We start from the raw sequence: 13,604 nt of genomic DNA on the forward strand, positions 1-13,604 counted from the left end.
TGACGCGCATCGCGTGATGCTGAGCGGGTCTTCTTCTGGGGCAGTGATCGCCTGGCGTGGGCAACCGCCGCCGGGTGAACGTCCGTCCCCTGTCGTGGCGGGGCGGGTGAGTCACGGGGGACGTGTGATGGCTGGCGGGGTGGGCGCGAGTGCGGCTCTGCGGGTGCGGCGGCGGAGGAAGGTGTACGCCGCTCTGGGTCTGACCGCCGTGATGCCTCCGGCGCTGGAACTGTACGAGGACACCTCGGAGTTGTTCGGGCTCTGGTGGGGACTGGGGTCCGTGGTGGTGTTCAGTGTCGTGTTCGGTGTCCAGCAGGTCCGCGCGGGTGCCGAGGCGGGCCGGGTGGCCGCCGTTCGTGATGAGGGGCTCGCGCCGGGCGAGTACACGCTCACCGACTACAAGGTGTTCCTCCCCTTCGACCGGCCGAAGAGTTCCCCGGAGCGTGAGAAGTCGCCGCTGATGCTGCGGATGACGAACCGCGGTCTCCAGCACTGGGACGACGACACCCTGCGCTGGAGCCATCCGTGGGCCGGCCTCCGCCTCGTCTTCGAGGACGAGGTGTTGCTCGTGCACTACGAGGGGCGGCTCGTCGCCCGGTTCTGGGTGTTCATACCCTCCGGCACGACCGACGAGATCCTCCTCGCCGTCGACCGGCTCCAGGGGCACCGGTTCCGCCGCTGAGTCTTCACGCCGTACCGCCGCTGTTCAGATGGTCATGTGGGCAGCGCGGCGGGGGAGTCGGGTTCAGGTGTCGGCGCTGTGCTTGTGTGCAAGATGCCCTCGACACCGTCCAGGAAGGTCGCGCAGATCAGCGTCGGGTCGAAGAGGCAGCCGGCTGCCATGGCGCCGTCCCGGAGCATGACGAAGTGCCGTCCGGTCACGTCGGCGGGAGAACAGCCGGCGTCTTCCATGAGCTGCGTGGCGGTTTCCAGGAACCATTGCCGGTGGTCCAGCACGGCTTGGTGTACGGGGTGCGCCGGGTCGGGATACTCGGCCGCCGCGTTCAGGAAGGCGCATCCGCGGAAGCCGGGGGACTGGATGCCCTCGGCGATGGACCTGCTCACGGCCCGGACCGTGTCGGCCGCCGCAAGGCCCTGTGCCCGGATGGCGGTCACCTGTCCCCGGATGCCGTGATCGGCCTGCTGGAGGTAGGCGAGGATCAAATCGTCCTTGCCCTTGAAATGCCGGTACAAGGTGGCGCGAGTGACCTGGGCCTCCGCGATGATCCGGTCGACGCCGACGGAATGGATTCCCTCGGCGTAGAAGATCCGGGTCGCCGTGTCGAGCAGCCGCGCCCGGGCCTCGGACGTGCTCTTGCCTTCTGTGCCCGTGCTCATGGCGGCCACGGTAGCAGGCGGTGAGGGAGAACGTTCGGTCTTGACAGCCCGACCGTAGGTCCCTTAGATGAAAGAGGGAGACCGAACGTTCTCCCTCTTTTTCAACTCCTGGCGAAAGCTTTCGAGTTGGGCGGATCGCGGTGCATCCATGCAGGCCGCAGCGTCAGACGAACGAACTCCGCCCGTAGCACCTGCCGTAGCCTTCGCCTCGCCGAAAGGGCATCTCATGGCCTCATCCATCGCCGCCTCCGCCCCCACCAAGGGCGACACCGCTGCGCTACGCCGCCTGTACTTCCTACGCTTCGCGTTCGCCACGGTGTGGGCCGTCCTCGTCCTTGCCGCCGCACACACCCTGAGCCCGCTCAGCGCGACGTTGCTGGTGATCTACCCCGTGTTCGACGTGGCGTGCGCAGTCGTGGACATCCGGTCCGCCAAAGCGAACCGTGGGCCGGTGCGCGGTCTGTACGCGAACATCACGCTCAGCACCCTCACCGCCGCAGGTCTGGTCGCCGCAGCCACATCGGGCGTCCCGGCAGTCCTACGAGTCTGGGGCGCTTGGGCCATCACCGCCGGAGTCGTCCAGTTGACCGTCGGCGCCCTGCGGCGCCGACGCGGCATGGCGGGACAGTGGCCGATGATCCTCAGCGGCGCCATCTCCACCCTCGCCGGTACCTCCTTCATCGCCCAGGCCGGCAAGGCGAATGCCTCCTTGGGCGCGTTGGCCGGCTACGCCTTCCTGGGCGGGGTCTTCTTCCTGGTCTCCGCACTCCGCCTGGGGCGGGCCGAGAAGACCGACTGAATCCCTCGTGAGATGTCGGCGTCGCCCCCGTGGTGTGTGCGCCGGGCCGGGCGGAGCATCCAGGTCCTCGTCCGCTGCTCCGCCAGGTTCCTAGCCGAAGCGCGGAGCGACGCCACCATTCTGATTCAGGACTCCCGGCGGCGACGGGAGGAGGCCAGGGCCGAGCTGCCGGAAGTCAGGGCAAGCTCCGACTCGGCGCCACCACCGGCGGGCCGATACCGCCCTCGGCTCCTGTATCGACCACTGCTCGTCAGGAAGATCCCCTCGCCTCAGGCTGGCTCCACCCGGTCGTGCTGGAGTACGAGTCCAGCAGGTCCACCACGAAGACCAGGGTGGAGCCCGCCGGGATCAACGGCGACGGCGACTGATTGCCGTACCCGAGACGCGGGGGAACGATGATCTCGCGCCGCCCGCCGACCCTCATCCCCCTGACCCCCCGATCCCATCCCTTGATGACCTTGCCACTGCCGAGGGCGAACTTGAACGGCTGACCCCGATCCCAGGAGGCATCGAACTCCTTACCGGACTCGAAGGTCACGCCCACATAGTGGACCCTGACCACCATGCCCGGCTTGACCTCAACCCCGTCCCCGACGACCAGATCCCGGATGGTCAGCTCCGTAGGCGCAGCCCCCTCAGGAACGTCGACCTCGGGCTTCGTCAGTTCACTCACTGCAACCTCATCACTCTCCGCCGAAAGCCGTCAGACGGACCAGCCGGCCATGTGGACGCTCCACAGATCTGATGGTCACGCTACCGAGACTGCGGCACGCGAGGCCGACGTGCTGCCGGTATCGACGCCAATCGCTCTGTCGGTCCGGCGGCCGCTGCGAGACCGATACCGATGGCCGGACGGTGCCTCGAGATCTATGCGAGCCGCTCCACGGTCCGCAACTCGGTGTCGTAGCTCCGCGCCGCGGTGAACGTTCCCTCCCAGGGCTCGAACAGCTCGACGGGCAGGAGTTCCACGGGCCACGGGTCGGCCGTGGACCGCGACCGGCCGAGGGTGAGATGGGGCACCCAGTTGTCCGGCTCGAACAGCGGGTTCCCGCCCCCGGACAGCAACTCCCACACCTGCCGCTGAAGAGCGGCCGGCCCGGCGTCGGGCACGACTCGCCACGCCAACACCGACATACGCCCCTCGAAGAGAAGCGTCCCCTCCAGCCGCAGCGGCAGGGGAAGCACCGAGAGCGCCGCCGTCAGCGCAGGCCGCGCGTCCCACGGCAGCTCGAACGCGGTCGTCAGAGTGAGGTGCGGCCGATTCGTGGAATGCCGGTGACCAGCCAGACTGGGCAACTCCGCCTCCGCGAGCCGCCCCCAGACCCGCCGAACCCGCGCTTCAGTCGCTTCATCGGGCAGCAACTCCACGGTGCGCACAGGACCAGCGTAGGACGCGGGCCAGACAGAGAGCGCGGGTGGCGCGGCTGCCGGCAACTGCCGTGGGAGCTGGCCTTCCGTTCTGGTCAGACTTATTGGAGACGCCTGGAGCGCGGGTGTCCTCTACCTGAAGCGCGGACGGGGCTGAGAGACGAACGCGGCGCGGAGAGGAGGTGCCCACCCATGGCAGCCCCACGCGTGCGCTGACCACTGCCACTGCCGGGACGGCAGGGTATTGACAAATCATTCAGCGGGCCAGAGTCTGCATGGCAATATGCAGGACGGGTGGGCAAGCACGCGGAGGGCAGACGATGACCGGGGCGGGTCGTACCGACGACATGGACGCACGCACCACGAGCAGCCCCGGCCGCGCCGACGGCATGATCGAGCGACATTCCATCGACGTGGTACCGGACAGCGAGCGACACGGTCGCGCGTTCAGCCAGTTCACGCTCTGGCTCGGTGCGAACCTTCAGATAACCGCCATCGTCACCGGCGCCCTCGCCGTCGTCTTCGGCGGTGACGTCGTCTGGTCGCTCGTGGGGCTCGTCGCCGGCAACCTGCTGGGCGGCGCCGTCATGGCACTGCACTCCGCGCAAGGCCCGAGACTCGGACTGCCGCAGATGATCCAGTCGCGGGCACAGTTCGGCGTCCGGGGCGCCGCGGTGCCGCTGCTCCTGGTCATCCTGATGTACATCGGCTTCTTCGCGAGCGGCAGCGTGCTCGCCGGGCAGGCCACCGCCCGGCTCACCCACACCGACGACACCACGGGCATCATCGCCTTCGCCGTGCTCACCGCCGTCGTGGCCGCGATCGGGTACCGCGTCATCCACGTCGTGGGCCGAGTCGCGAGCGCCGTCTGCGCCGTCGCCTTCGTCTTCCTGGGCGTCCGGCTGCTCGACCGCGTCGACGTGGGCGCGCTCTTCGGCGACGCCCACTTCTCCCTGCCGATGTTCCTGCTGGCCATGTCGCTGTCCGCGTCCTGGCAGCTCGCCTTCGGCCCGTACGTCGCCGACTACTCGCGCTACCTGCCGCGCACCACCAGTGCCCGGGCGACGTTCTGGTGGACACTGTCCGGCTCGGCGCTCGGCTCCCAGTGGTCCATGACGTTCGGCGTGCTGGTGGCGGCGAGCGCGGGGGAGCGGTTCCTCGACGACCAGGTCGGTTACGTCGTCTCGCTCGGCGGCGCCGGCGCGGCCACGTCGCTCCTGTACTTCGTCATCGCCCTGGGCAAGCTCACCATCAATGTCCTCAACACCTACGGCGGATTCATCTCCATGGTCACGGGGATCAGCGGCTTCCGTGGCCAGCGGACGCTGTCGCCGCGCGGCCGGGCCGCGTACATCGCCGCGATCATGGTGACCGGCACCGCGATGGCCCTGGTCGGCAAGGACAGCTTCCTCGTCTCGTTCAAGGACTTCCTGCTGTTCCTGCTGACCTTCTTCACGCCCTGGTCGGCCATCAACCTCGTCGACTACTACCTGATCTCCCGAGAGCGCTACGACATCCCCGCCCTCTTCGACCCGCACGGCCGCTACGGCGCCTGGCGCGCCGACGCCCTGATCGTCTACGCGGTCGGCGTCCTGGCCCAACTCCCCTTCCTGGCCACGTCGTTCTACACCGGCCCACTCGTCGCACCGCTCGGCGGCGCGGACGTGTCATGGATCGTCGGTCTCGCCGTACCGGCCACGCTGTACTGGCTGCTGGCGAGGTCCGACAAGTCCCCCAAGGACACCGCTGGGGGGTCTGAGGTCGCGGCTCCGAGCGGCGAAGTCGCCGCAACCGCGCCGCCTGGTGACCGCTGACCACGTCGCGGAGAACCGGCCGAGTGGGATCGCCGGTCAGAGGCTCGGCGCTGGGCGCTCGGCGCGCCCCCGTATCCGGTGCCGACCGGGAGTCCCCGGAGCGTTGGCCGTCGCTCAGTCGGCCTGTGCGGGGTGCGGTCGGCGGACGTCGGGTGCTACGGATGCGGGCGCCCAGTCGGTCGCACGATCGGCCGGGCACCGGTCAGCGCTTGATGCCTACGCCCGCCAACAGGCTGATCTGGGCGTCCGTGGGCTCCGGCCCTTCGGCCGGTCCGGCGGGCCGCCAGCGGTGGCAGCACACGATGCCGGGGTCGATCAGGTCGAGTCCGTCGAAGAAACGGCGGACATCGCTGTGCGAACGGAACCTCACCGGAGAACCGGACTTGGTGTAGACCTCCGCGACCTTGTTCCAGGTGACGGGGTCGAAGTCGGGGGTGCAGTGGTTCATGGCGAGGGCGCTGCCCGCCGGGAGCGGGTCGAGCAGTCGGCGGACGATGGCGTACGGGTCGTGCGGGTCGGTGATGAAGTGCATGAGCGCGTTGAGGGAGAGGGCGATGGGCTGGTCGAAGTCCAGGACCTCCGAGGCCTCCACGGCGCTCATCAGCGCATCGGGGTCCCTGATGTCGGCTTCGACGTAGGCCGTGCGTCCCTGGGTCGTGCTGCGCATGAGGCGTTCGGCGTACTTCAGGACGAGGGGGTCGTTGTCGGCGTACACGACACGGGCGTCGGCCGCGACGGACTGAGCGACCTGGTGCAGGTTGGGCTCGGTCGGGATACCCGTGCCGATGTCGAGCCACTGGCGGATGCCGTGCTCCTGCGCCAGGACCCGCGTGGCGCGGTGCATGAACGCCCGGTTCTCGCGAGCGGTCATATAGATGCCGGGGTGGGCGTCGGCGGCGACCAGGGCCGCCTCCTTGTCGATCTCGAAGTGGTCCTTGCCGCCGAGAAAGTAGTCGTACATCCGGGCCGAGTGCGCCTTGCTCGTGTCGAGATCCCGGCCGACCTGCCTGGTGGTCATGTTCTCCCCTTTACGCGTGTGTCTGTCGGCCCGTAGGCCAGGAACGGGACTGGTGCTGTCGTCCCGTGTGTCCTCCGGCGCGCGGTTCAGTTTCTGCCTGGCCGGTCCGCTCGACTGCCGAACGGCCACGTGGCCGCCGGCGAGTGATTCCCTCTCGGCGGACCGACCGTCGTAGGGTCCGCTCCAGGGGCGCTTCTTCCCCGCGCCGTTTGCCGAGGTGGCTGACCGGCATCCCGGTGCAGACACCTTCGTCGGTGAGTGTCACGCATACTCCGTGCGCACGCGGTTCAAGAGCGCCCTGCTGTCCTCCGACGACGTCAGCAGCGCCATACGGGAATGCGGCCTCGAGACGGGTGACGACATCCTCGCGCCGCTCCAAGTGGTAGAGAGGCTTCAGCGCGACCTCGGTCTTTTCCAGGCGACGGATCGTCAGGACCTTCACGCGCAGGGCTTGGGCCGCGTCCTCCAGCGAGGCCCCGGCGTCGAGTCGGAGGTCCTGCGGCCGACGGCCGAGGATCGCACGCAGGACTGCCGGTGCGCTGGTGCTGGGACGGGCTTCGCTCACGCCCAACCTCCTGAGTAACCGTCAACGACGCCATTTTGGCAGCGACTTGATGTTGACGCCAGGGTGATTACGCGCTGTTGAAATTATCAGGAAGCCGGTTGCAGCGTGGGCCGCCGGGGATCGCGTGCTGGGGCGTGATCGGCCGTGGCCCCGACTGGTGGGCGTAGGGGCAGGTCGTTTCCGGCCCAGCCCGTAGACCTTATGGCCGCCCTGCGGGGGGCTTGGCGGCGGCTCCCGGTGGTTGGAGGCGGTAGCCGGGGCCGATGCGTAGCACGTCCACGGCGGCGGCCGGGATGAATACGACCAGCTCGATCGCGCGAGCTGTGGTCAGCGGCAGGTCTATGAGATCTTCGTCGGTCACGGAGACGACCCGGCCACATGACCTGCAAGGGAGTCGAGACCTCGCAGCGGCGTGGAGCCAGACTGACCGCGCCGCTGCCGCCGAGCAGGCTCACACCGATGGCCGCCGACTCCGCGACCCCGTCCAGCAGCGCGCCGAGCGCCAGGGCACTGCCCGATCCAGCCTGCTGCTCCTGGAACGGCTGCTGTTCCCGGTGACCGGACCGTTCGCGGTGCCGGGCGCCGCGGCGGGCCAGCCACACGTTACCGACCGTGCAGGCCGCTGCCCCGAGGAGCGTACCGACCGCTGTCGGTACCAGGCACGCCTCCTTGTGGGCTTCGTCGAGCAGTTCGAAGGAGATGGCGGAAAGCAGTACCCCGGCGCCGAAGGCCCTCACGTACGCGATCACGCGCAGCGGTACCGCACCAGATGGCCGAGCGCCACCCCCACCAGGAGAGCCCATCCGGCGAGCAGCCCCCACCCACCGGCGACCAGAGCATCCGTCATGTTCCATAGGCACCCCAGGAGCCCTGCGCCGCAGGTCAGCCGTGGCTCTTCCGGCCTGCCTTGTCCTGGGAGCCGCCGGATGCCCCGGCCGGCTTCCGCGCGCCGCCGGGCTCGGCGTGGGCGGGAGCACCCTTGGTCGCCTTCTTGTCGCGGCCCGGCGCGTGGTGCTGGCGGGTGTTGCCGCCCTTCTCCGCACCGGGTGACGTCCGGCGCGCGGCGGCCGGGGCCGCGGCTTCGGTCACGGCTGTCTCGCTGGCCGGGGATGTGTCGCTGGCGGTGGCTGCGGTGGTGGTGGAGCGTGACGGCTCGGACGCCGAACTCGACTCGCGCCGCCGCGTGTTCGGGTCTGCGGCGGCGGTCCTCGGCGCCTTGGCGGAGTCGGAGGGCGGCTGGGCCAGTTCGGAGGCGGGGGAGCCGGAGCCGGTGCGTTCGTCGCTGTGCGCGCCGGTGCCCAGGGTCATGGCGAGGGTGGCTCCCAGAGCCGCCGAAAGCGCGGTCAGGGCGGTGCCGACCGCGAGGCGGCGCGCGTGTCCCGTCCTGCCGGTGTGCCGTGCCCGGGCCCGGCTGCGCGTCTCGTCGTCCGCCCGCGCGGAGAGGGTCACGGGGGCCACCGAGGACAGCGCGGCGTTCGTTACGGCGTGTGGAGGTGCGGCGCACAGAGCGGACAGCGCCCAGGCGCAACTCGGGGCGTCGGGCCGCGTCGTCTCGTCCTGAGCCGTCATGGCGTGCAGGAGACGGGCCAGACCGGGCGGTAGCGAGCCCGGGACGACGGGCGGCCGGTGCACGCGTGCCACAGCCGCTTCCAGCGGGGTCCCCTGGTACTCCAGTTCCCCTTTCAGGCATTCGAGCAGGACCAGGCCGAGGGCGTAGATGTCGGCGGCCGGTCGGACCTCCCTGCCCATGACCTGCTCCGGCGCAAGATAGGCAGCGGTTCCTATGAGGACGTCGGAAGCGGTGTGACGAGTGGCGTTCACCAGCCGGGCGATGCCGAAGTCCGCGAGGTGAGGAGCGCCGGAGGCGTCCAGCAGGACGTTCGACGGCTTGATGTCGCGGTGCACGATGCCGGCGTCGTGCACATGGGCGAGCGCCCGCGCGAGGGCGGCGCCCAGCTCGGCGACGCGCCGGGGGGACAGCGGCCCGCTCGCGAGGCACTCGCGCAACGTCCGCCCTGTGACCAGCTCCATGACGAGGTAGGCGCGGCCCTGGTGCCGGCCGGCGTCGTAGACGGTCACCAGGCCGGGGTGCTGAAGCCGCGCCAGAAGGACGGCCTCCTCGGCGAACCGTCGTTCCATCTCCGGGTCGGCTCCCGCCCGGAAGATCTTGACGGCGACCCGTCGTCCGAGGCGGACGTCGACGCCCTCGTAGACGTCGGCGGCACCTCCTCGGCCGATACCGGCGCCCAGCCGGTACCGGCCACCCACGGTCTCGGCGGACACCCTCTGCGTCGGCGGGAAGTCTGTTCGGGGGCCGTTCATTCGTCTCTCCGTTACTGTCACCGCGAGCAAAGCCGACAATCGACGCTGTGTGGCGCGGGTACCCGCTCCTGCGGCAGGCACCCCGGCCGCTTCGGTGGTCGACGGCCGCGCCCTCGTGGTGACGTCGCACCACCTCAGAACTCCGGACGGAATGGGAGTCTGCGCCGGCGTCCGCCCAGGGGGACGGTGTCCGCCGGACGAGGTTCTCCGCGGTCTGTCGGCGTCCGCTGGCGCTGCCGGTCAGGAACACCCCAAGCCCGAGCCCGTCCGTGCTCCTCGCGTTGCCCGGACGGGCCGCCCGCTCCCCCCCCCCCTGCCGCGGCTTGCGGGTGGGCGGCAGGTCTCACCGTCCGTGGGCGAGACCCTTGTAGGCGGCGACCGCTCTGTCGGTTAGCTCCTGCTCGACGGACTTCACGACCTTGAGCACCTTGTGGTCCAGCCCCTCGGGGCTCAGGGCCTCGAAGAGGTGGCCTCCGTCGAGCGACAGGCGGAGCCGCTGGGGGCAGACCGCGAAGGGCTCGGCCGGCGAAGCCCGGGGCCACCGGAGAACGGGCCTCGTCGTCGGCGAAAGCGGCCTCGTCCAGGTGCTCCAGCGCATCCCGGGCCAGTCGTCCGGCCACGCCCCTCCTACGAGCCGGGCCCGGCCCCTTCTCCCGCTCGGGGCGGCCCGGGACGCCTACGCGGTCGGATGACTCGAAACCCGGGATCGGGGAACCTGAAGAGATGCCCTGCCCCATAAGGGGAGGGCCGGGGCTCCCGACGCCCGGCTCCCTCACCGGAAGAAGGACCATGATGGCGCACGAAGACGACGGTGGGCAGGCCGTGCCGAACACCCCGGGCATGCCCTCCGACGGTGACGGCGTCACACGCCGCCGCCCCCTGCGCGAGCGGCACGTCGAGGAGACGGTCGAGGTCGCGGTGCCGGTCCGTACGGCCTACAACCAGTGGACGCAGTTCAAGACGTTCCCGCGTTTCTCGACCGTGGTGCGCGACGTCGAGCAGATCAGGCCTACCGTCACCGCGTGGACCATCGGCTACGGCCCCCTGCGTCACCGTTTCGCGGTCGAGATCGTGGAACAGGACCCTGACGCCTACCTGGCCTGGCGTGGCCTGGAGCAGCATCCCACCCACCAGGGCGAGATCGAGTTCAGGCCGACGGAGTCCGGTGGCACCGCGATCACGGTCCGGATGCTCCTCCAACCGCGTGGGGCCGCGAAGGTCCTCAGCCGCTCGTCCAGGGTCGTGGGGCTGATCGTGCGACTGGTGCGCGGGGAACTGGTGAGCTTCAAGCACTTCATCGAAGGACTCGGTCAGGAGGGCGGTGCCTGGCGCGGCACCATCCGCAACGGCCGGGTTCAGCACGACTCCCCGGAACCGCCCAGGAGCCGTGTCGCCCAGTGGCCCGTCGGCTGACCCGCGTACCGCACACGGCAAGAGAAAGGCCAAGCGATGCAGAACCCGCCCGGTGAGGAGCCGAAGACCTCCCTCTCCGTGACAGCGCCGAAGAAGTGGGCGGCCGGGGTTCCCGCCGTCGTGCACGCGCTGGAGTACTCCCTGGAGCAGACCTCCCCGCGCAAGACCGGGGTCGACCTGCTCACCATGAACCAGGTGGGCGGGGTCGACTGCCCCGGCTGCGCGTGGGCGGACCCCGCTCCGGGCCGGCGCCATCGCAACGAGTACTGCGAGAACGGCGCCAAGCACATCAACGACGAGGCCACGACACGCCGGATCACCGCCGACTTCTTCCGTGAGCACAGCGTGTCCGATCTGGCCGCCCGCTCCGACATGTGGCTCAACCAGCAGGGCCGGCTCACCGAGCCGATGATCAAACGGCCCGGGTCGGACCGCTACGAGCCCATTGGCTGGAACGACGCCCTGGGCGTCCTGGCGCAGGAACTGAAGGGGCTGGACTCGCCCGACGAGGCGGTCTTCTACACCTCCGGCCGGGCCAGCAACGAGGCCGCCTTCGTCTTCCAGCTCTTCGCCCGCGCCTACGGCACCAATAACCTGCCCGACTGCAGCAACATGTGCCACGAGTCCAGCGGCTTCGCCCTGAACGAGACGCTGGGCGTCGGCAAGGGCACCGTGAGTCTCGACGACCTCCACCACGCGGACCTGATCTTCCTGGTGGGGCAGAACCCGGGCAGCAATCACCCGCGGCAGCTTTCGGCCCTGGAGGAGGCCAAGCTCAACGGCGGCCGCATCGTGGCGGTGAACCCGTTGCCGGAGGCGGGGCTGCGACGCTTCAAGAACCCGCAGAAGCCGAGTGGGGTCGTGGGACGGGGCACCCAGATCGCCGACCGCTTCCTGCACATCAAGCCGGGCGGGGACCTCGCCCTGTTCCAGGCACTGAACCGGCTGTTGCTGGAGGCGGAGGACGCGCGTCCCGGCACCGTCCTGGACCACGACTTCATCAACGCCCACACCTCCGGTTTCGAGGAGTTCGCCCGGCACGCCCGCACCGTCGACTGGGACGACGTGCGCGCGGCGACGGGACTGACCCGCGAGGAGATCGAGAAGGTCCGCGACGAGGTCCTGCGGAGCCAACGCGTCGTCGTGTGCTGGGCGATGGGCATCACCCAGCACAAGCACGGCGTACCCACCATCCGGGAGATCGTCAACTTCCTGATGCTGCGCGGCAATCTGGGGCGCGCCGGCACGGGCGCCTGCCCGGTGCGCGGCCACAGCAACGTCCAGGGCGACCGCACCATGGGCATCTGGGAGCAGATGCCGGACACCTTCCTGGACGCCCTCCAGGAGGAGTTCGGCTTCGATCCGCCGCGCCCGCACGGCTTGGACTCGGTGAACTCGATCAAGGCGATGCTGGAGGGCCGCGTCAAGGTCTTCCTCGCCCTGGCCGGGAACTTCGTGCGCGCAGCGCCCGACAGCGAGGTCACCGAGAAGGCGATGCGTTCGTGCCGGCTGACCGCCCACATCTCCACCAAGCTCAACCGCTCGCACACCGTCTGCGGCGACACCGCCCTGATCCTGCCGACGCTGGGGCGCACCGAGCGTGATGTCCAGGCCGACGGCGAGCAGTTCGTCACCGTCGAGAACTCCATGAGCGAGGTGCAGACCTCCCAGGGACGACTCGAACCGGCCTCGCGCGTGCTGCTGAGCGAGGTCGCCATCCTGTGCCGGCTCGCCCGGCTGAGCCTCGGCGGCGAGGGCGACATCCCCTGGGCCGAGTTCGAGGGCGACTACGACACCATCCGCGACAGCATCTCCCGGATCGTGCCGGGCTTCCACGACTTCAACGCCCGGGTGACCCGGCCGGGAGGCTTCCAGCTACCCAACCCGGTCAACGAGGGCGTGTTCAGGACCGAGACCGGCAAGGCCCGGTTCACCTGCAACGAGCGGGTGGTCCCCCGGGCCCCCGAGGGTCACCTGCTTCTGCAGACCTTGCGCTCGCACGACCAGTGGAACACCGTCCCGTACACCAACAACGACCGCTACCGCGGCATCCACGGCAGCCGCCACGTGATCCTCGTCAACCCGGCCGACCTCTCCGAGCTCGGCCTCGCCCAGGGTGATCGCGTGGACCTGGTGAGCGTCTGGGAGGACGGCACCGAGCGCCGGGCCGAGAACTTCGAGGTCGTGTCCTACCCGGCGGCCAAGGGTTCGGCCGCCGCCTACTACCCGGAGACGAACGTCCTGGTGCCGCTCGACAGCGTCGCCGACATAAGCAACCAGCCCACGTCGAAGGGCATCGTCGTCCGCCTAGAACCCACGGGCGACCGATCCCGGCCGGCACCCGTCTGACCGAACCCGATGACGCCGCACCTTCCCGGGCCCCGCTGACAGCAGCGGGGCCCCGATAACACCGCGGCGGGCGATCTGACCGGCAGTGTGGGCCCGACCGGTACGCCGGTCGGGCCCACACTGCGTGCGGCCGGTGCCCGTCGGCGTCGCTCAGTCGAAGACGGCGGCGAACTCGTCCAAGTGGGTGGAATCCGTCAGCAAGGCGTGTTCACGGTCTTGCCGCCGGAGGCCCGGGGGGTGACGGCCGTTTAGCCCGACATGCCTGCGCGAGAGGGGGATCCCTGCGCGCCGGGCTGAGCCGCAAGCCGCTTGAACCAACCGTGGACCGTACGAGGCGGACTATCTCCTCTTCGAGGGCGCGGAAATCTATGCCAGCGGGAGTAGACATTCGGCGGCGGTGTAGTTATGGTTTCTCTCGTAGTCGAGATCGAGCAAGGCCCGGCAGACAAGAACTGCCGTGCAGCAGTACGCAGTTGCAGTTGGTATGACGGTGCGGTGGTGGAGTTTCGAAGCCAGGGTGGTCGCAGGACGGCGACGGGACTGACGACCGGACCGGGTGGCCCGCAGTCATCAGGGGCCGCCATAAGCAGTACCGCAGTGGCAGTACCGATAAGTGAG

Annotated in this window: 11 protein-coding genes and 2 pseudogenes; 5 read left to right on the plus strand and 8 right to left on the minus strand. The window is 69.7% G+C overall.

Annotated features, from left to right (window positions below; translation table 11 throughout):
- Nucleotides 1-181: 181 nt before the first annotated feature.
- On the plus strand, nt 182-682 hold the full coding sequence (locus tag OG448_RS27200; RefSeq protein ID WP_405557654.1) for a hypothetical protein: 501 nt from the start codon (nt 182-184) through the stop codon (nt 680-682).
- Between the two features lie 32 nt (nt 683-714).
- Here OG448_RS27200 and OG448_RS27205 read toward each other — a convergent pair whose 3' ends face one another.
- Complete coding sequence (locus OG448_RS27205; RefSeq protein ID WP_405558986.1) at nt 715-1,338, minus strand: TetR/AcrR family transcriptional regulator; 624 nt, start codon at nt 1,336-1,338, stop codon at nt 715-717.
- A gap of 226 nt (nt 1,339-1,564) precedes the next feature.
- Between OG448_RS27205 and OG448_RS27210 the strand changes: the two genes are divergently transcribed.
- Nucleotides 1,565-2,137 (plus strand): hypothetical protein, encoded by a 573-nt coding sequence (locus OG448_RS27210; RefSeq protein ID WP_405557656.1) that lies wholly within the window; start codon nt 1,565-1,567, stop codon nt 2,135-2,137.
- A 250-nt stretch (nt 2,138-2,387) separates the two neighbouring features.
- On the opposite strand, the gene OG448_RS27215 is transcribed toward OG448_RS27210, so the two are convergent.
- Entirely contained in the window at nt 2,388-2,810 is a 423-nt protein-coding gene (locus OG448_RS27215; RefSeq protein WP_405557657.1) for an FKBP-type peptidyl-prolyl cis-trans isomerase, read from the minus strand.
- 194 nt (nt 2,811-3,004) lie between these two features.
- Nucleotides 3,005-3,514, minus strand: a complete 510-nt coding sequence (locus tag OG448_RS27220) for a 2'-5' RNA ligase family protein (protein WP_405557659.1) — start codon at nt 3,512-3,514, stop codon at nt 3,005-3,007.
- 380 nt (nt 3,515-3,894) lie between these two features.
- Between OG448_RS27220 and OG448_RS27225 the strand changes: the two genes are divergently transcribed.
- Nucleotides 3,895-5,319 (plus strand): purine-cytosine permease family protein, encoded by a 1,425-nt coding sequence (locus OG448_RS27225; protein WP_405558988.1) that lies wholly within the window; start codon nt 3,895-3,897, stop codon nt 5,317-5,319.
- A 202-nt stretch (nt 5,320-5,521) separates the two neighbouring features.
- Here the strand turns inward: OG448_RS27225 and OG448_RS27230 are convergent, their stop codons facing one another.
- From OG448_RS27230 to OG448_RS27250, 5 genes and pseudogenes are all read right to left on the minus strand, one after another.
- Nucleotides 5,522-6,337 carry an SAM-dependent methyltransferase gene (locus tag OG448_RS27230; protein ID WP_405557660.1) on the minus strand — a complete coding sequence of 272 codons (816 nt, stop codon included), beginning with the start codon at nt 6,335-6,337 and terminating at the stop codon, nt 5,522-5,524.
- 382 nt (nt 6,338-6,719) lie between these two features.
- Nucleotides 6,720-6,902, minus strand: a pseudogene (locus tag OG448_RS27235) (transcriptional regulator); the annotation flags it as partial.
- 199 nt (nt 6,903-7,101) lie between these two features.
- Nucleotides 7,102-7,263: a hypothetical protein gene (locus OG448_RS27240; RefSeq protein WP_405559066.1), complete on the minus strand. Its 162-nt coding sequence runs from the start codon at nt 7,261-7,263 to the stop codon at nt 7,102-7,104.
- 58 nt (nt 7,264-7,321) lie between these two features.
- Nucleotides 7,322-7,749, minus strand: a pseudogene (locus OG448_RS27245) (ZIP family zinc transporter); the annotation flags it as partial.
- A gap of 35 nt (nt 7,750-7,784) precedes the next feature.
- Nucleotides 7,785-9,224 carry a serine/threonine-protein kinase gene (locus OG448_RS27250; RefSeq protein ID WP_405557662.1) on the minus strand — a complete coding sequence of 480 codons (1,440 nt, stop codon included), beginning with the start codon at nt 9,222-9,224 and terminating at the stop codon, nt 7,785-7,787.
- Nucleotides 9,225-10,016: 792 nt separating this feature from the next.
- On the opposite strand from OG448_RS27250, the gene OG448_RS27255 reads away from it, so the two are divergent.
- Both OG448_RS27255 and OG448_RS27260 read left to right on the plus strand, forming a co-directional pair.
- On the plus strand, nt 10,017-10,637 hold the full coding sequence (locus OG448_RS27255; RefSeq protein WP_405558990.1) for an SRPBCC family protein: 621 nt from the start codon (nt 10,017-10,019) through the stop codon (nt 10,635-10,637).
- A 36-nt stretch (nt 10,638-10,673) separates the two neighbouring features.
- Nucleotides 10,674-12,986: an FdhF/YdeP family oxidoreductase gene (locus OG448_RS27260; protein WP_405557664.1), complete on the plus strand. Its 2,313-nt coding sequence runs from the start codon at nt 10,674-10,676 to the stop codon at nt 12,984-12,986.
- Nucleotides 12,987-13,604: the final 618 nt, after the last annotated feature.

It is taken from the genome of Streptomyces sp. NBC_01171 (assembly GCF_045039805.1).
GTDB lineage: Bacteria > Actinomycetota > Actinomycetes > Streptomycetales > Streptomycetaceae > Streptomyces.